The organism is Neorhizobium sp. 2083, from assembly GCF_031455615.1.
Lineage (GTDB): Bacteria > Pseudomonadota > Alphaproteobacteria > Rhizobiales > Rhizobiaceae > Neorhizobium.
This window is the reverse complement of the sequence record NZ_JAVDTC010000013.1, coordinates 38,267-54,661: the sequence shown is the minus strand read 5'-3', so window position 1 is coordinate 54,661 and position 16,395 is coordinate 38,267. Positions and strand designations below refer to the sequence as shown.

The following is a 16,395-nucleotide window of genomic DNA, read 5'->3' as shown; positions in this document are numbered from 1 at the left end:
AAGCAGCAAGTTGCCATTTGCGGTTCTCTGCCGGCTCTCGTGATGCGGTATTGTCAGTCAGACAAACAAAGCCGCCGGGGCCAATATTAACGCGGGCGTCATAACGATCATGCCCAGTCTGGCGAAATCCAGTGCGCCGACGTGCAAGCCCTCACGCCTAAGCGCTGACGACCAGAGGATTGTCGCGAGCGATCCTGTTACCGACAGGTTTGGCCCTAGGCAGTGTCCCCATAAACGGGGTTCATCTTATTGACGGTGTGTGATTCACTCTCCTTGAAAGGAGATTGCCATGCGCCGTCACGAATTGAGCGACGAAGAATGGACTATCATTGCCCCCCTTTTGCCGAACAACAGCCGTGGAATCGAACGTGTCGACGACCGCCGAGTGATCAACGGCATCCTGTGGCGTTTCAGGACTGGTTCGTCTTGGCGAGATGTGCCGGAACGCTACGGTCCGCGCACGACGCTTTACAATCGGTTCTCCCGCTGGCGCAAGGCGGGCGTCTGGGATCGCCTTCTGGACGCCGTTTCAAAGCGTTACGATGGAGACATCGTGATGATCGACAGTTCTTGCGTTCGCGTTCACCAGCATGGTGCCAACGCTAAAAAGGGGGATCTGCCGATCCCTGCATGGGACGTTCGCGCGGCGGCCTGACGACGGAGCTTTCACGAAATGCTGCGACGCAAGTCTAACGATGATCTCGATACGTGGATCGACCGCGTAGCAGGAAGCCTGGTCGCGTCATTCGCCAACGGCGTCATCCGCGACCGAGCAGCGGTCCAGAACGCAACCACTTCAAGTTGGTCAAACGGCCAGACTGAGGGACAGATTACCAAGCTCAAACTTATCAAGCGGCAGATGTACGGGCGCGGAAAGCTGGATCTCCTCGAAGCACTTATTGTCGGAGCGCCCTGATGTCATCGAGATTGCGTCAGACCCCTTATTCCATGCCTAATCACACTGAGCCGGCCTGTCGACCGATCCCGTGAGCGACCGGCCGGTTACCGATTTTCCCGATCCCCCACAAGCCTATCACTAAACCAATCTGCAAGGCCGCAGATTGGTTTAGTCAATACGGGTGGGGCGGCCGGCGCCGGTCACGATTTCGGTCTTCAGGCTGCACCATAATTGCCAGGACTCACAGGGGACCAGCCGCTGTGATGAATCCTGAACAGGGCTTGCCTCGCCAGAGGACGCGGACCTTTCGCTACCAGGCTTCGCTGCATCTGATGCTTAAAGATTATGCTTGCCTGATCCTTCGGCATGTATCGCATTTACATTCCACAAGTCACATGGTACCGTGCTTATAATGTTATTTCGGAATAATAAGGTTGGCGATGGAAACGTACGATATGTCGCGTCCGGCGTCTCTCGGTGCACTGGAAATCCGCCTTAAACTCGACCTTCTATGGTTGAACCAGCCGCCACAGGCCTGGATGCTGGCCACCGAGGTGAACGGCGCCCCGGTTCTGGACGTTGCGGTGGTGGGTGCGGGCCTATGCGGTCTCGTCACGCTCGCGGCGTTGAAGAAAGTCGGCATCGAGAATGTTCGGGCTTATGATCGCGCCCCCGCAGGATTTGAAGGACCCTGGATCACCTATGCGCGGATGGAGACATTGCGGACGCGCAAGGAAGCCGTTGGACCGGCGCTCGGTATTCCATCTCTGACATTCCGCGCCTGGTTCGAGGCCCAATACGGTGCGCCGGCCTATCTGGAGATGGGGCTTATTCCGCGTCCCATGTGGATGGATTATCTCGTCTGGTACCGCCGCGTTCTCGGCCTTGATGTCGCAAACGGTTTGGCGCTTTCCGGTCTTGAGCTGCGGTCGGATGGCCTCCTGGCGCTCGACCTTGGCGACGGCGAGACGGCGAAGAAGGCTCTCGCCCGCCGCGTGGTTCTGGCGACCGGCCTTGATGGCCTCGGAGCGCCGACCTTGCCCGATGTAGCGGCCCGCGTGCCGAAGCGCTTCGTGAAGCACGGCGCCGATCTGATCGACATGTCCGCGCTCAAGGGCAGGCGGGTCGCCGTCGTCGGTGCCGGCGCCTCGGCGATGGACAATGCGGCGGCGGCCCTCGAAGCCGGTGCCGCCCGCGTCGATATCTTCGTTCGCCGCGCGGATATCCCCCGTGTCGACAAGTTCACCGGCGTGGGCAGCCAGGGCATGACGCATGGTTATCTCGGCCTGCCGGATGCGGACAAATGGACCTATATGGTCGCCGGCGAGCGGGCGCAGATTCCGCCGCCCCGCCACAGTGTCCTGCGGGTCTCGCGGCATCCGAACGCGTTTTTCCATGTCGGCAGCCCGGTCGACGATCTGGCCGAGGCTGACGGTGCTGTCGAGGTGGTGACGCCTAAGGGCCGGTATGCCGCCGATCTGGTGATTTTCGCAACCGGCTTCTCCATTGATTTCGACAAGCGCGCGGAATTCGCGGCCCTGAAGGACAAGGTCCTGCTCTGGCGGGACGTCCATACACCGGCTGCAGGATGGGAGCACGCCGGAATCGGGGCGGCACCTTACCTCGGTCCGGCCTTTGAATTCCAGGCGAAACCGGATCTCGATCCGGCAACGGCAGCCGCGATTTCGCGGATCTGCTGCTTCGCCTATCCGGCAGTCCCGTCGCACGGAAAGATCACAAGCGGCATTCCTTCGATCAGTGAAGGGGCGACGCGCCTTGCGACGGGACTGGCCAGGTCATTGTTCGTCGAGGATCGCGCCTATCATCTCGATCGCTTCCTCGGCTTTGATACCCCGGAACTCCTCGGTGACGAGTGGACCGACGCAGACATCTATGAGGAAATGAACCGTGCCAATGGGTGAACCAATCCCGGATCTGCAGATTTTCTATGGCATCTCGTCGCCATGGGCCTATTTCGGTGCGCAGAAGGCCGTAGCGATTGCTCGAGACAACGGTGCTCGAGTGCGGCTGCGGCCGATCCGGATCATCGAAGCGAATGGCGGAATTCCGTTGCGCAAGCGGCCCGATGCCCGCCAGCTCTACCATGAAGTCGAACTGCGCCGCTGGCGGGAGTTTCTCGGCATGCCTCTGAATCTGAAGCCGAAGTTCTATCCTTGCCGCACCATCGAGCCGGCTGCGCAGGCCGTGATTGCATTGCAGAATGCCGGTCTCGACGCAATATCGTTTTCGTTTGCGGTTCAGCGAGCCCTCTGGTCCGAAGATCGCGACATCGCCGATCTCGAAACTTTGCGGGCCATCGCGCTTGCGACTGCCGGGGCGGACGCTGCGGCTCTGGTTGTCGATCCGCAACCGGACGCGATTGTCGAGGAATGGCATGGAAATCTCGCCGAAGCCGAACGGTTCGGCATTTTCGGCACGCCGACCTATGTCCTTGGCAAGGAACTGTTCTGGGGACAGGACCGGCTGGATTTCGTCGACAGGGCGCTGAAAACAGGCCGCGAGACGACCGATGCATTGAAGGAACCCGCATGATGTCCGCTGCCGAAAACACTGCCGCCAAGACACTGCATGACGATGCGATCATCGTCGATGGCCTGCAGACCTGCCAGTGGAGCCGCTCGATATTCGAGGAAATGCGCGCCGGTGGCCTGACGGCGGTCAACGTCTCCTCTCTGCTCTGGGAGAATTTCCGCGAGGGCATCGGTTATGTCTCTGAATGGAAGCGTTTCCTGCGGGAAAACGACGACATTCTCCGCCCGGTGCGCACCGCTGCAGACATTCATGCGGCGAAGGCGGAAAACAAGACCGGGATAATCATCGGCTGGCAGAACACGTCGCCGCTGGAAGACAAGCTGGATTACGTGGAGATATTCAAGGATCTCGGCGTCGGCATCATGCAGCTGACCTACAACACCCAGAATTATTCTGGCGCCGGGTATCTGGAAGAGGTCGATAGCGGCCTGACCGGGTTCGGCAGGGAAATTCTCGCCGAGATGAACCGCGTCGGCGTGCTCTGCGACCTGAGCCATGTGGGCGACAAGACGAGCGCTGATGTCATCGCACGTTCCAAAAGCCCGGTTTGCATTTCCCACATCCTGCCGCGTGCATTGAAGGATGTGAAGCGCAACAAGCCGGATGAGCTCTTCGTGGCCTGCGCTGAAAAGGGCGGCCTGATCGGGGTAAGCCTCTTCGCGCCGGGTCTTGCCGCCGGCAACGATGCTACCGTCGAGGACTATCTCGACGCCATGGCCCATATCATCGATCTGGTCGGCGAAGATCATGTAGGCATCGGGACAGACTTTTCACTGGATCGCCCGCGTCCAGGTCCATGGCTGCTTTGGGCCAACAAGGATAAGGGCACGGCTCGCACGCTGACCGAGTTCGGGTCGGTGAAGATTTCCAAGCCGAAGGGTATTCAGCGCATGACCGAAATGCCGAACCTGACGGCGCGCATGTTGGCACGCGGCTGGAGTGAGGAACTCGTTCTGAAGCTGCTTGGCCGCAACTGGCTACGGGTACTCGATCGGGCCTGGACGCCGACCGCATGATCCTTGCCGGCCTGAGCAGCTGCAGGGAAGGAAATTGCCGAACCACGGAAAACAAGGGCTTGGCATTGCGAGCCCGGGGAACTGCGCGGCGATAGAAGTAGGCCTCGCTCATAACTGGAGAGACAGACATGACGACTTACATGCAGAATGGAATTTCGCGGATGTTCATCCGCGCCGGCGTGGTCGCCGCCGGCTTGTTCACGCTCCTGGGCGGCGCCCAGGCTCAGGATGCCGCGGTCAAGGGGACGGTCAATATCGTCGGCTTTTCCGGCGTTTTTGCCGACAACTACCAGAAATTCATCATCGATCCCTTCAAGGCGAAGTATCCGGGTATCAGCGTCACCTATCAGCAGAGCAAGAATTCTGCCGAGACCCTGGCGCTGCTGACCTTGCAGCGGGCAGACCCCAAGGTTGACGTCGCCCTGATCGACGTTGCAGTCGCCATCAAGGCGGCCAAGGATGGCATCTTCACCAAGCTCGATCCGGCTAAGGTCAAGGCGCTGGAAGAAATGCCGGCCTGGGCACGCCTCGAAGGCGACAAGGCGATCGCCTTCTCGCAGGACAATCTGGCGATCCTCTACAACACGGATACAGTGAAGCAGCCGCCGACCAGCTGGAATGATCTCGCCGACCCGAAATACAAGGGCAAGATCGCCGCCAAGCTCAGCGATACCCGTGGTGTCATCCTGCTGCCGATCCTCGACAAGCTGGCAGGCGCCGACTACAAGCAGAGCATCGATCCGGCACTCGCCCTTCTCAAGAAGATCGCGCCGAACGTCTCCACCTGGGAGCCGGCGCCGGATTGCTATGCGGTGATCCAGAGCGGCGAAGTCGATCTTTCGATCTGCTGGAATGGCCGCGCGCAATATCTGCACGACACACAGGGCGGCAAAATCGGCGTAGCCGCTCCGAAGGAAGGTTCGATCGGCCAAACGAACACGGTCGGTCTTGTCGAAAATTCCAAGAATGCCGAGGCGGCGCAGCTCTTCATCAACTACGCGCTCGGCACCGAAGCGCAGGCGACATTTGCCGAAAAGAGCTTCTATGGTCCGGTCAACAGCAAGGTGAGCCTGCCGGATGCCGTTGCTGCGCGCATCTACGGTTCCAAGGAAGCCCAGGCTGCCCAGATGTCGCTCGACTGGAATTTCGTCGCCGACAAATATTCGGCCTGGATCCAGCGCATCAGCCGCGAAGTCATCGCGCTCAACTGAGCCATTATGGGGAAACTGGCCGTCATGGCTGATCATCACGTCATCATCGACAATCTCGTGAAGACCTATCCAGGCGCCCAGAAGCCTTCCGTGGACCATGTCGGCTTCTCGCTGCCGCGCGGCGAGATGCTGGCCCTGCTCGGACCTTCCGGCTGCGGCAAGACGACGATCCTGCGCATGATCGCAGGCCTGATCGCGCCGACTTCCGGAGCGATCAGGCTGGACGGCAAGGATGTTTCGTCGATCGCCGTCTATAAGCGCAACATGGGCATGGTCTTTCAGGCCTATGCCCTGTTTCCTCACATGACCATCGCCCAGAACATCTCGTTCGGGCTCGAAATGCGCAAGGTCGGTCGCGCCGAGCGCGAGGAGCGGGTCAGGAAGGCACTCGACCTCGTGAAGCTGACGGGGCTTGGCGACCGCAAGGTCAGCCAGCTCTCGGGCGGCCAGCAGCAGCGCGCGGCGATTGCCCGCTCGCTGGTGATCGAGCCGGAGTTGCTGCTGCTCGATGAACCGCTCTCGAACCTCGATGCGAAACTGCGCGACGAGATGCGGGACGAGATCCACGATATTCAGGCTCGAACGGGTGTGACCGCCATCTTCGTCACCCACGACCAGGACGAGGCACTGTCGATGGCCGACCGCCTGGCGGTCATGTCCGCCGGGCGTCTCGAACAGATCGGCACACCGCGGGAAATCTTCGACCGGCCCCAGACAGAATTCGTTGCCTCATTCATCGGTGCCGGTACCTTCTTCGAAGGCAAGGTGGTCGAGCGTGGGCTTGCCATGGTTGAGGACCTGAAGGCGCTACGCTTCGTTGGCGACGCTCCGCTCGGATCGGCCGTCAAGCTGATGATCCGGCCGCACAGGCTGCGCCTCGTCGCCGATGCGGGCCAGCCGAACAGCTTTACCGGGACGGTGGAGCACATCGTCTATCGCGGACAGACGCTGACCCTCTATGTTCGCTGCGGCGGCCGGCTGTTGCAGGCCGATCTTCCCACACATGCCGGCATGCTGCCTGAAAAAGGTAGTGCGGTCACGCTATCGGTCGCAGCGGAGGACGTGACGCTGGTCGGGCAGGTGTCGCCATGAGTGCGGCCGCTACAGTCCCGGCTGCGACCTCTCCCACAGCCGGCGTCTCGCGTGGCATCCTGCTGATGTTGCTCCTGCCGGGGCTTGCGGCACTGGTCATCACCTTTCTGCTGCCGCTCATCTGGCTGCTGAGAGCCTCCTTTGCATCCTCCACGATGAGCGCATTCGGCGGCGGCGACTTGACCGTTCAGTCCTATTCCACCGTGCTGTTCGACCCGTTCTACTGGCGGGTGGCTTGGAATACGCTGGTCCTCGGCTTCAATGTCGCGATCTTCGCCGTGGTGTTGTCCTATCCGATTGCACTGTTTCTGGCGCGAACGGAAAGCCGCTTTCGCGGTGTGCTGACTGCCCTGGCCGTCGCGCCGCTTCTGACGTCTTCGGTCGTTAGAACCTATGGCTGGATGGTCATCCTCGGCGATCGGGGCGTTATCAACAGCACGCTTCAATCGCTATCGGCCACCAGCGGTGTCATCAAGCTCACCAACAACAGTTTCGGCGCAACCGTCGCGCTGATCGAAATCCTGATGCCTTACGCCATTCTCGCCATGCTGAGCGGTTTCGGTCGGCTGAATGCGCAGCTGGAGGAGGCGGCCGCGATGCTCGGGGCGAACAGGTTCAAGGTCTTCACCCGCATCATCCTGCCGCTCAGCCTGCCCGGCGTGCTGACCGGGGCACTGCTGGTTTTCGTTCTGGCGATCTCGTCCTTCGTGACGCCGCGGCTGATGGGCGGCGGGCGGGTGTTTGTGCTCGGCACCGAGGTTTTCAACGAAGCGACCGTGACGCTGAACTGGCCCCTCGCGGCTGCCCTTTCTGTCATCTTGCTGGTGCTCTTCAGCAGCATCATCCTGCTCTATCAGCGCGCCTTGCGCGCGCTTGAAGCGTGAGGCCGGCCATGCAGGAAAACGCACTTCTCGCCCGCATCACCTGGAATACACTGATCACGCTGCTTTATATCTTTCTGCTGGCGCCGATCATCATCGTCTTCATCATCTCGTTCGATACGCGCCAATATCTGGCCTTCCCGCCGGAGAGCTTCTCCCTCGGGTCCTATGTGAAGGTCTTCCACAACGCGAAATTCATTTCGGCTTTCTGGCGCAGCCTGATCATCGGCGGGATCGTCGGCGTTGTGGCGGTTTCTGCGGGCATGCTCCTGTCCCTGTCGCTGGTGCGCTACAAGTTCCGCGGCAAGGCGGCGGTGAATTTTCTCATCCTTGCCCCGTTTCTGGTGCCTCACATCGTGCTGGCGGTCGGCATCATGCTGGTGATCGCGCCGCTCGGATTGCTCGACAGTTATCCGGGCATCGTGCTTGCCCATCTCGGGATTACCATTCCCTATACGGTGCGGACGATCACCATGAGCCTGATGGCTGTCGATACCCGCGTCGAGGAGGCGGCCCTCGTGCATGGCGCGTCACCGCGAATGGTGTTCTGGCGCATCACGCTGCCGCTGGTGCGTCCCGGTCTGATCGCGGGTGGTGTCATCGCCTTTCTCATTTCCTTCGATGAGGCGACGATCTCGCTTTTCATCGTTTCGGTGAAGGCGTCTACCCTGCCGACGGAAATCTACCATTACCTTGAATATTCCACCGATCCGCAGATCGCAGCGCTTTCCGTCATTCTGATCCTGATCTCGGTCGGGGTGGTGGTCGCGGTCGAGAAGCTGATCGGCCTGCGCAGGGCGCTCTGACATGCTTGTTGAAACGCGTGCCGGTATCGTCGAGGGCTTCGAGGAAAACGGTTATGCCGTCTTTCTCGGTGTTCCCTATGCTGCCCCGATCACGCCCGAACTGCGTTTCGTGGCGCCGCGGCCGGTCCGGCCCTGGGTCGGCATTCGTGCTGCCAAGACGCTCAGTGCTGTCTGTCCGCAAATCCCGACCTATGGTCCAGTCGGAAAGGCAGCGGCATCGAAGCTGGAATTCGGCACCGACTTCCTGACAGTGAATATCCGTACGCCGTCCGTCTCCGGTTCGGCTCCGGTTCTGGTTTGGATTCATGGCGGCGGTTACGCGGTCGGTTCCGCCAACGAGGCTGTGCTGCAGAGCGGATCGTTTGCGGCAAGCGGCGTGGTCGAGGTAACCGTCAACTATCGATTGGGAGCGCTCGGATTCCTGCACCTGAACGACGGTTCCCCGGACAATCGTGGCCTTCTGGACCAGATCGCCGCCCTGGAATGGGTGCGTGACAATATTGCCGCTTTCGGCGGCGACCCGAAGCGGGTGACGTTTGCCGGACGCTCGGCCGGTGGGTTCTCGATCGCTGCGGTGATGGCGATGCCCGCCGCTCACGGACTTTTCTCGCGGGCGATGCCGCAAAGCGGCGCCAGCACCGGCGTCTCGACCATGGAGGATGCGCAAAAGCTCAACCGGCGCATGCTCGAATACTTGCAGATCACCGAAGCGGAACTTCGCGACATACCGTTCGAGGTACTGCTCGTCGCGCAGCGGGATCTCTGCAACCAATCCTATGAACAGCACGATTTCGAGCGTGATGGCTCGGCCTCGATGCTCGGCGTGCCTTTCGTTCCTATCATCGACGGTGTCTCGCTTCCATACCATCCCGAGGAGGCGGCCGCGCGAGGAGAGACTGCCGCCGTCCCTATGATGATCGGCTGTACGACCGGCGAATACGTCACTCACGCGACCGCGCAGCCGGAGATGGATTTCGATATCGCGGCGAATTTGCTGCATGAGCGCGTATTGCCGCTGGGCCCGACCGGTGCCGAGATTGTCCGCCGTTATCGCCAAGCGCTACCGGATCACTCGCCGCGCGGCATATGGCGTGCAGTGGGCGGCGACCTGGTTTTCCAGAACCCGACCACGCGTTTCGCGCGGCTGCATTCCGCTCATCAGCCGGTCTACAAATATCTGTACGGGACTATCGACGCTGATGAGCTTGGTGCTCCGCATGGAGCTGAAGTCGGAGAGGTCTGGTATCGGCGCGGAATGGACGTGAGCCACCTGCCAGCCCGTCAGGCTGTGGCCGATCGCAAATTTGCGGAAGGCGTGCACGACGTCTGGGTCTCCTTCGTCCGTGGTGAGGCGCCACGGATGCCAAGCGGTGATTGGCCACAATATTCGGCCTCCGTGCCGCACGTTCTTCACATGGGAAACGGTAATTTCCATGTCGTGACGGACCCTTTCGACCATCGTACGGTATTGTGGGGAACTCCGCATGACTGACCAGATAGATCGAGTGGCCGGCGTTCACCCGCAACCGGCCCTGGTTGCGATAGGGTGCGAGCGTCTGGAATTCGTGAATGGCATCGGACATATAGATGCCCTCCGGGAGAATAGGTTGTCGACAGGCGAGATCATCGATCCTATTCATGCGGCTCCGATCTTCCGCTGGGCAAACCGGCTGATGTATGCGCTCGGCCATTCCGACGCGGTCAAATAATAGAATTCAGAGGGAGCTTGATCATGACTGCCATATCGACCGAAAAGGCACCGGCCGCCATTGGGCCCTATTCGCAGGCTCGTATCGCCGGTGGCCTGCTTTTCGTATCCGGCCAGTTGCCAATTGATCCGGCAACCGGAGAATTCGTTTCGCAGGATGCGGTTGAGCAGATGAAGCAATGTATCTGCAACATTGCCGCGATTGCGGAAGCTGCCGGGACCAGCCTTTCGAAAACGGTCAAGACGACGATCCTGCTCACCGAGCTTTCCGGCTTTGCGGCCATAAATGAAGCCTATGGTGCCTTCTTCGAAGCGCCTTATCCGGCGCGCGCCACCTTCGAAGTTTCGGCCTTGCCGAAAGGCGCCAAGGTCGAGGTGGAAGCGGTTATCGAACTTGCATAGGATATGCCGATGACCGAAAACGCAAAATGCCTGCCCAGTCCGCCCCTGTCCGAACTTCCAGCCTGCGAAGACCGCGAATGGAGCCGGATGGCTATCGGTATCCTTCAGGGGGACGGTCGCCGCTCCGCCGATACGCATCTGGTAAAGCCCGTTTTCAAGGGGTTGCGTGGTATCTCGATTTATCTGAAGGACGAGTCCACTCACCCGACCGGCAGCCTCAAGCACCGTCTGGCACGTTCGTTGTTCCTCTACGGCATCTGCAACGGCCAGATCCGCGAGGGAACCACGCTGGTCGAAGCCTCCTCCGGCTCAACGGCGGTCAGCGAAGCCTATTTTGCGCATCTTCTCGATCTGCCCTTCATTGCGGTAATGCCGCATTCGACCAGCCGTCAGAAAGTCGATGCGATCGAGCACTTCGGCGGACGATGCCATTTCGTCGACAGTCCCGCCGAGGTCTATACCGTGGCGGAACGGCTGGCCGCCAAGAAGGGTGGACATTATCTCGATCAGTTCACCTTTGCCGAACGGGCGACCGATTGGCGCGGCAACAACAATATCGCCAAGTCGATCTTCGAGCAGATGAAGGCGGAAGTTCATCCAGAGCCGGAATGGGTGGTCATGAATGCGGGAACGGGCGGCACCTCCGCCACGATCGGCCGCTACATTCGCTACCGCAACCTCTCGACCCGCCTTTGTGTCGTCGATGTCGAACATTCGGCGTTCTACGCCTCTTATGCTTCGGGTGATCGGAACGTTACCTGCTCGACGCCATCGCGTATCGAGGGTGTCGGTCGGCCGCGCGTCGAGCCGTCCTTTATTCCGGGCATCATCGACCACATGATCAAGATCCCCGATGCTGCGTCGATTGCCGCCATGCATGTCCTGTCGGATCGGCTGTTCCGACGGGTTGGCGGCTCCACCGGAACCAACTTCTACGGTCTCTGTTGGATCGCGGCATCGATGATGCGGGAGGGAAGGGAAGGATCGCTCGTTTCGCTGATCTGCGATAACGGTGATCGTTATGCGGCGACCTACTACAATCCGGATTGGCTGGAGAAGAACCGGATCGATATCAGTCCCTATCGCGAGATGCTGGAGACCTTCATCGACACAGGCGAGTTCAGGACTGCCGATGCCGCCTGATTATCTCGATACACGACAACTCGAAGCGTTCGTCGCGGTCATCTCGATCGGCAGCATGACGGGCGCCGCCAAGGCACTCGGCAAGTCGCAGCCGGTCATTACACGACTGATCCAGGATCTGGAGCAGGAACTCGGGTTTCCAGTCCTCCATCGCAATGGACCGCGCATCGGCCCGACGGAGCAGGGAGTTGCCTTCTTTACGCAGGCGGAGCTTTTCCTGAGCGGTCTGCGCACGATCAGCGAGCGGGCGAGGAGTATCGAGGCAGCACAAGCGAGGCCCGTCGAGCTGGCCTCCATTCCGGCCATTGCCGCGAGTGTCGTTCCTCTGGCGCTGCAGGATATTCCTGCCGATCAGTTTCCGCAGCATGTGCATCTCCAGAGCACGGCGTCGGAAAACGTCGTTCAGGCGGTGGTGGCAAGGACTGCGGATGTCGGGATCGCCAGCCTTCCGCTCGATAATCCCGGTGTAGACGTCCACTGGATCGGCGAAGTGCCGTGCGTCGCGGTCGTTGCCGCTTCGGATCCTCTCGCCACTCGCGATATGCTCCGGCCGGAAGATCTGCAGGGGCGTCGGCTGATTGCATCCGCCAACCCCTACCGGCTGCGGATGCGCATCGACAAGGCTTTGGCCGGGCAGTCGATTGAGACCGGGGGCGTGATCGACAGCAATGCGACCTATGTGTCGCTGTCGCTGGCGCGGGCAGGGCTCGGCGTCGCGATCGTCGAATCCGTAACGATCAGCGGGTTGCCGGTCAAGGACGTCGCGATCCTGCCGCTGGCTTTTCATATTCCGTTTTACTGGGGTGTTATTACCGCCACCGGCGCACCCTTATCCTCGACCGTGCAGCATCTTATTGCGGCCATCGGCCATCGGGCAGCTGAACTACCGAACTTCCGCAGACACAAGGACATCCCCGCCTAGGATCAGATCTGTAAATTGCAGAGCTTGGCGGTGTTGTCCCTTGAGGTTTTCAAGGATCTGTCCGCACTGATGGCTGCAGGCAGCGATCGTGCTGTATCGGGTTTCACAAGGTCGAACGTTGCATTGACTCGATGCGGGCTTCTGACCCATCCGGTAACCTTCGCAGATCGTTCGTCCCTGCGTTCCCTCTCGGGACACCGCCCTCGGATCAGCTATCCGGCTTCACCGCTGGCAAATAAATCTTATCTCACCTCATGCTTCGAACAAAGTGCCATCGCGCAGCATGGCATGCATGATGACGGCAAGACGACGCGCCAGCGCCACCCGTGCCTTCAGCAGTCCACGCCGCTTGGCGATCTTCATTGCCCAGCCCTTGAGCGCAAAGCTCCCGCGACTGCGTGTGAGGATCGAGTTGGCCGCTTCGTAGAGGAGTTTCCGCACCGTGCTGTCACCTTGTTTGGTGATCCGACCCGTCCAATCGATTTCTCCTGATTGATGACGTTTGGGGACGAGGCCAAAGTAGGCACCGGCAGTGCGTGATTGTCGGAAGCGGCCGACTTCATCAACGGCAGCGACAAAAGCAGCAGACGTTTGCACACCGACACCGGGGATGCTCATGAGTTGCCGGCAAGATTGCGATCGATGAGCGAGCTCACGTAAAACACGATCCATCTCCTTGATCTGCGCCGTCAGGGCTGTTCTCACTGCTAGTAGTGCGGTGATGCTCTGACCTAAACGGTGTTTTAGCTGCCTCCATCACCCGATCGATAAATGCCTTGCCTTGGCCAGGCCCGGGCTTGAAGCCGAAGGTCGCGCACAGACCGCGGATCATGTTGTCGAGGCGCACTCAAGATTCGACCAGGTGGTTGCGTGTCGTAATGATGCTTCGCACGCCGTGCGCCGCGGGAGATTTGACGTGCACTTCCTTGTAGAACCCGGTTCTGGCCAGTTGGGCCAGGCCGGCTGCGTCATGCGGATCGGTTTTGTTGGCCTTCAATGCCTTTAGGCTTTGATGTGCCTGCCGGGCATCGATGCAGACAATGCGAATATCCAGAGCACGCAAGCCATGGCAGATCGCCGGCGACATACGTCCGGTTTCTATAACAGCTCGTTCGACGCCGCCGACTTCGCGCAATGCATATGCGATCGTATCAGGACTGCTCTCGACCTTCATCGAGGTGACCTTCCTACCAGTTTCGTCCACAATGCAGACCTGCGTGCTTTCCATCGACAGGTCCAGCCCGGCATAATACGTCATGGCTGCGTCCTTCCTTCAGCTTTGGATAGCCAGAAGTGTGATCCATCTTTCAGGTCCGAGGGAGGCGGCCACAAATTACCCGATGACTGGTCATAACGGCACATTACTCCTAACACTTAACAAGTGGGAGATCGCGTCCGGGGATTTGGCGGGCACTAAACGACCCATGTTCGAAGCAGTAGTGGATCTTTGAGCATTCTTAGCTGCTACGGCATACTGCCAGTGATCCAGCACCTTGGCAGGGGGCCTGTGAGCGAAGCTCTTCGATCTTAGAGGGCGTCTCTCCCTTTGTGGTAATATGCGGGGGATAAGCCTTCGAGGGTAAGCGTCTGTTAGCACTTCGCAAGAGGATATAGTATCGATGACGCTATCTATGATAGGTTCGTCGAAGGCTTCAGCATCTGTAAAGCTCGCGATCGACCGCTGGTCGTGGAGGCGAAATAAGAATAAACATTAAGGCGGTAACGTGCGTCAATTCGCTCTCGGATCGGTCGATCTCAATCTAATCAAGGTCCTTTATGCTCTGGCGATCAAAGGAAACGTCACGGAAGCAGGAAATTTTCTGGGCCTCTCCCAACCAGCGGTAAGCCATGCGCTCAAGCGGCTGAGGGCGGTGACTGGCGACAGCCTGTTTGTTCGAACCTCGACAGGGTTCGTACCAACAACCTTTTGTTCCGAGATTTTTCCAAGCGTGCGGCGGATAATCGAAGAGACCGAGTCCGTATTATTCTCGCGCCATCGCTTCGATCCGCACCTTTCGGCAAAGACTTTTCGCATCGGAATGAATGATTATTTTTCGGTAGTGCTGATGCCTTTGCTGCTGCAGCGGGTTCGAGCCGAAGCTGACCAGAGCGTTATCGAAGTCATCCACATGCCGCGGACGCTTCTGTCCAATGGCAGGAGCTCCCTGACGCTGGTTCAGAGCTATCTGGATGAAGGGACAATCGACGTCGCCGTTATGACGTCCGATAACTTTCCCCCAAAATACCGCTGCGCGCCGCTGTTTACCGAAAAGCGGGTCTGCATCATGTCCGCCTTAAATCCCGCTGCGAAGACACCGCTGACACTCGAAAGCCTTCTGGGACTTGGGCATGTCAAAGTCACATCCGCACCGGATCGGCGCGGATGGATCGATGAACGCCTCGATACCCTGGGACGCGAGCGGCGGGTCGTTGCGGTAGTCCCGCATTTTTCAGCGGCTGTGGCGGTGGTCTCTCAGAGCGATCTGGTCGCGATCATGCCGGAAAGCGTCGCGCGCCTTTTCGAAAAATCGCACAATCTTCTGCTTTTCGACTCGCCTTTCAGCGAGGAGCGACAGTCCACCAGCATGATATGGCTTGCCGAAAACGAGAAGGATTCGGCAAGCCAGTGGCTGAGGGCACAGATTTCTGCCTGTTTTCCGGATGACGGTATGGGAACGCCTTAAGACGGCTTCCTTGCAGCGGAGACGAAATGATCGGCTACTGCTAGGAATTGCTCCATGTTGACCGCCGGCAATTCCTCGGTGAAGCTCCCGTCGTTGCGTGCCATCGCCAGGTCGTCGGGTATCGCGCGGCGATTGACGAGCACCATATCGAGCGCCGGCAGGCATAGAACGAATTGGCCGAAGTGTCCCGCTGCGATGTAAGCATCCTTCCATTCGGGCGTTTCCGGTGTCGCCACCGGCACCCACCAGAGATAGCTGTAACCGGCGATGCGCGACTTTCGGCTTTCGTTCATCTGTTCGGCCGTGACCCTGATCCGCGTGCTTTCCCGGATCCATGGTGAGGGAATGATCTGCTTGCCCTGCCATGCCCCGTTGCGCAACATCAGAACGCCGAGCCGGGCCATGTCGCGGGCAGAAAGGAAGAAGTGGTAGGCAAGATATCGGGATGCGCCTTCATAACCCAGCATCCTTTGTTTCGCCGGGTCGAAGTCTTCCAATTGCAACGGGCCAGCGAATTCCTCCTCGAACGCCTTGAAGACGCTGCGGCCCGTGAGTTGCTCGAACGCGGCTCCCAGAACGTTGAAATCCCAGTTGTTGTAATGAAAATGGGATCCAGGCGTCTTCGAGGCTCGTTCCGGGACGTTCTTTGTGTTGCTGCCCGGGCTGCCGGGCTTATGGTAGACGCCCGAAGAGCTGATGAGGAGGTCGCGCAGCCGCGCCGTTTTTTCAAGCGGGAGCAGAGGATGATCTTCGTCGATCCCGAGATCCTCCATCGTCAGATCGAGATCGATGACGCCGTCAGCCACGGGTTTGCCGAAAAGCATGGAAAGGATGCTCTTGCGGGTCGAGGCGAGGTAGCTAGGAAGCGCAATATCGCCGTAGCTGTAAAGTGTCTTGCCGCCGCGCGCGGCCACGAAGGAGGTGGTTGGCAAGGCGTTCAGAGCAGCATCAACGGAATTGCTAACCTCTGTCGGCAACGCTTGCGGATCTGTCGGCGCTACGGCCTCCCAACACGCGCCTGGAACGGCAAGGGAAGACGGAAACAGGGCTGCATCTGTCATGGATAGTCCTTTTGATAA

The 16,395-nt window shown here is 59.5% G+C and carries 14 protein-coding genes and 4 pseudogenes; 15 read left to right on the top strand and 3 right to left on the bottom strand.

All coding sequences use genetic code 11. From position 1 onward, the window contains the following. Positions 1 to 57: 57 nt before the first annotated feature. Positions 58 to 234, bottom strand: a pseudogene (locus J2X76_RS30315) (ArsB/NhaD family transporter); the annotation flags it as partial. Between the two features lie 49 nt (positions 235 to 283). Between J2X76_RS30315 and J2X76_RS30310 the strand changes: the two are divergent. The 14 genes and pseudogenes from J2X76_RS30310 to J2X76_RS30245 form a co-directional block, all read left to right on the top strand. After that, a pseudogene (locus J2X76_RS30310) lies at positions 284 to 666 on the top strand (IS5 family transposase); the annotation flags it as partial. Next, positions 665 to 916 (top strand): annotated as a pseudogene (locus J2X76_RS30305) (transposase); the annotation flags it as partial. The pseudogenes J2X76_RS30310 and J2X76_RS30305, both read left to right, overlap by 2 nt. A gap of 422 nt (positions 917 to 1,338) precedes the next feature. Beyond that, complete coding sequence (locus J2X76_RS30300) at positions 1,339 to 2,820, top strand: NAD(P)/FAD-dependent oxidoreductase (protein ID WP_310221455.1); 1,482 nt, start codon at positions 1,339 to 1,341, stop codon at positions 2,818 to 2,820. Beyond that, on the top strand, positions 2,813 to 3,451 hold the full coding sequence (locus J2X76_RS30295) for a 2-hydroxychromene-2-carboxylate isomerase (protein ID WP_310221453.1): 639 nt from the start codon (positions 2,813 to 2,815) through the stop codon (positions 3,449 to 3,451). Before J2X76_RS30300 ends, J2X76_RS30295 begins: the two co-directional genes overlap by 8 nt. Then, positions 3,451 to 4,467, top strand: a complete 1,017-nt coding sequence (locus J2X76_RS30290; protein ID WP_310221562.1) for a dipeptidase — start codon at positions 3,451 to 3,453, stop codon at positions 4,465 to 4,467. The genes J2X76_RS30295 and J2X76_RS30290 overlap by 1 nt, the downstream gene beginning before the upstream one ends. Positions 4,468 to 4,595: 128 nt before the next feature. Further along, complete coding sequence (locus J2X76_RS30285; RefSeq protein WP_310221451.1) at positions 4,596 to 5,678, top strand: ABC transporter substrate-binding protein; 1,083 nt, start codon at positions 4,596 to 4,598, stop codon at positions 5,676 to 5,678. A gap of 24 nt (positions 5,679 to 5,702) precedes the next feature. Then, positions 5,703 to 6,770, top strand: coding sequence for an ABC transporter ATP-binding protein (locus tag J2X76_RS30280; RefSeq protein ID WP_310221449.1), 1,068 nt, complete (start codon positions 5,703 to 5,705; stop codon positions 6,768 to 6,770). After that, positions 6,767 to 7,654 (top strand): ABC transporter permease, encoded by an 888-nt coding sequence (locus tag J2X76_RS30275; protein ID WP_310221447.1) that lies wholly within the window; start codon positions 6,767 to 6,769, stop codon positions 7,652 to 7,654. Before J2X76_RS30280 ends, J2X76_RS30275 begins: the two co-directional genes overlap by 4 nt. A gap of 8 nt (positions 7,655 to 7,662) precedes the next feature. Continuing rightward, the gene (locus tag J2X76_RS30270) at positions 7,663 to 8,457 is read left to right on the top strand and encodes an ABC transporter permease (RefSeq protein WP_310221445.1); all 795 of its coding nucleotides are present in this window, start codon (positions 7,663 to 7,665) and stop codon (positions 8,455 to 8,457) included. 1 nt (position 8,458) lies between these two features. Beyond that, complete coding sequence (locus J2X76_RS30265; protein WP_310221443.1) at positions 8,459 to 9,949, top strand: carboxylesterase family protein; 1,491 nt, start codon at positions 8,459 to 8,461, stop codon at positions 9,947 to 9,949. Next, the gene (locus J2X76_RS30260) at positions 9,942 to 10,166 is read left to right on the top strand and encodes a hypothetical protein (protein WP_310221441.1); all 225 of its coding nucleotides are present in this window, start codon (positions 9,942 to 9,944) and stop codon (positions 10,164 to 10,166) included. Before J2X76_RS30265 ends, J2X76_RS30260 begins: the two co-directional genes overlap by 8 nt. A 23-nt stretch (positions 10,167 to 10,189) precedes the next feature. Beyond that, a complete protein-coding gene (locus tag J2X76_RS30255; protein ID WP_405030127.1) occupies positions 10,190 to 10,567 on the top strand; it encodes a RidA family protein in 378 nt (125 codons plus the stop codon). 9 nt (positions 10,568 to 10,576) lie between these two features. Next, a complete protein-coding gene (locus tag J2X76_RS30250; RefSeq protein ID WP_310221439.1) occupies positions 10,577 to 11,710 on the top strand; it encodes a PLP-dependent cysteine synthase family protein in 1,134 nt (377 codons plus the stop codon). Further along, positions 11,700 to 12,632, top strand: coding sequence for a LysR family transcriptional regulator (locus J2X76_RS30245; protein WP_310221437.1), 933 nt, complete (start codon positions 11,700 to 11,702; stop codon positions 12,630 to 12,632). Before J2X76_RS30250 ends, J2X76_RS30245 begins: the two co-directional genes overlap by 11 nt. 252 nt (positions 12,633 to 12,884) lie before the next feature. Here J2X76_RS30245 and J2X76_RS30240 read toward each other — a convergent pair. Then, positions 12,885 to 13,890, bottom strand: a pseudogene (locus J2X76_RS30240) (IS110 family transposase). Positions 13,891 to 14,356: 466 nt separating this feature from the next. Between J2X76_RS30240 and J2X76_RS30235 the strand changes: the two are divergent. Further along, the gene (locus J2X76_RS30235) at positions 14,357 to 15,316 is read left to right on the top strand and encodes a LysR family transcriptional regulator (RefSeq protein ID WP_310221434.1); all 960 of its coding nucleotides are present in this window, start codon (positions 14,357 to 14,359) and stop codon (positions 15,314 to 15,316) included. Here J2X76_RS30235 and J2X76_RS30230 read toward each other — a convergent pair. Continuing rightward, on the bottom strand, positions 15,313 to 16,377 hold the full coding sequence (locus J2X76_RS30230; protein WP_310221432.1) for a serine hydrolase: 1,065 nt from the start codon (positions 16,375 to 16,377) through the stop codon (positions 15,313 to 15,315). The two genes, J2X76_RS30235 and J2X76_RS30230, sit on opposite strands and share 4 nt — an antisense overlap. Positions 16,378 to 16,395 lie beyond the last annotated feature (18 nt).

What these genes read in the sequence shown, in the direction of transcription:
- J2X76_RS30245 (WP_310221437.1), top strand. Translation starts at nt 11,700, where the DNA reads ATGCCGCCTGATTATCTCGATACACGACAACTCGAAGCGTTCGTCGCG.
- J2X76_RS30260 (WP_310221441.1), top strand. Translation starts at nt 9,942, where the DNA reads ATGACTGACCAGATAGATCGAGTGGCCGGCGTTCACCCGCAACCGGCC.
- J2X76_RS30270 (WP_310221445.1), top strand. Translation starts at nt 7,663, where the DNA reads ATGCAGGAAAACGCACTTCTCGCCCGCATCACCTGGAATACACTGATC.
- J2X76_RS30230 (WP_310221432.1), bottom strand. Translation starts at nt 16,377, where the DNA reads ATGACAGATGCAGCCCTGTTTCCGTCTTCCCTTGCCGTTCCAGGCGCG.
- J2X76_RS30255 (WP_405030127.1), top strand. Translation starts at nt 10,190, where the DNA reads ATGACTGCCATATCGACCGAAAAGGCACCGGCCGCCATTGGGCCCTAT.
- J2X76_RS30275 (WP_310221447.1), top strand. Translation starts at nt 6,767, where the DNA reads ATGAGTGCGGCCGCTACAGTCCCGGCTGCGACCTCTCCCACAGCCGGC.
- J2X76_RS30250 (WP_310221439.1), top strand. Translation starts at nt 10,577, where the DNA reads ATGACCGAAAACGCAAAATGCCTGCCCAGTCCGCCCCTGTCCGAACTT.
- J2X76_RS30290 (WP_310221562.1), top strand. Translation starts at nt 3,451, where the DNA reads ATGTCCGCTGCCGAAAACACTGCCGCCAAGACACTGCATGACGATGCG.
- J2X76_RS30265 (WP_310221443.1), top strand. Translation starts at nt 8,459, where the DNA reads ATGCTTGTTGAAACGCGTGCCGGTATCGTCGAGGGCTTCGAGGAAAAC.
- J2X76_RS30295 (WP_310221453.1), top strand. Translation starts at nt 2,813, where the DNA reads ATGGGTGAACCAATCCCGGATCTGCAGATTTTCTATGGCATCTCGTCG.
- J2X76_RS30280 (WP_310221449.1), top strand. Translation starts at nt 5,703, where the DNA reads ATGGCTGATCATCACGTCATCATCGACAATCTCGTGAAGACCTATCCA.
- J2X76_RS30300 (WP_310221455.1), top strand. Translation starts at nt 1,339, where the DNA reads ATGGAAACGTACGATATGTCGCGTCCGGCGTCTCTCGGTGCACTGGAA.
- J2X76_RS30285 (WP_310221451.1), top strand. Translation starts at nt 4,596, where the DNA reads ATGACGACTTACATGCAGAATGGAATTTCGCGGATGTTCATCCGCGCC.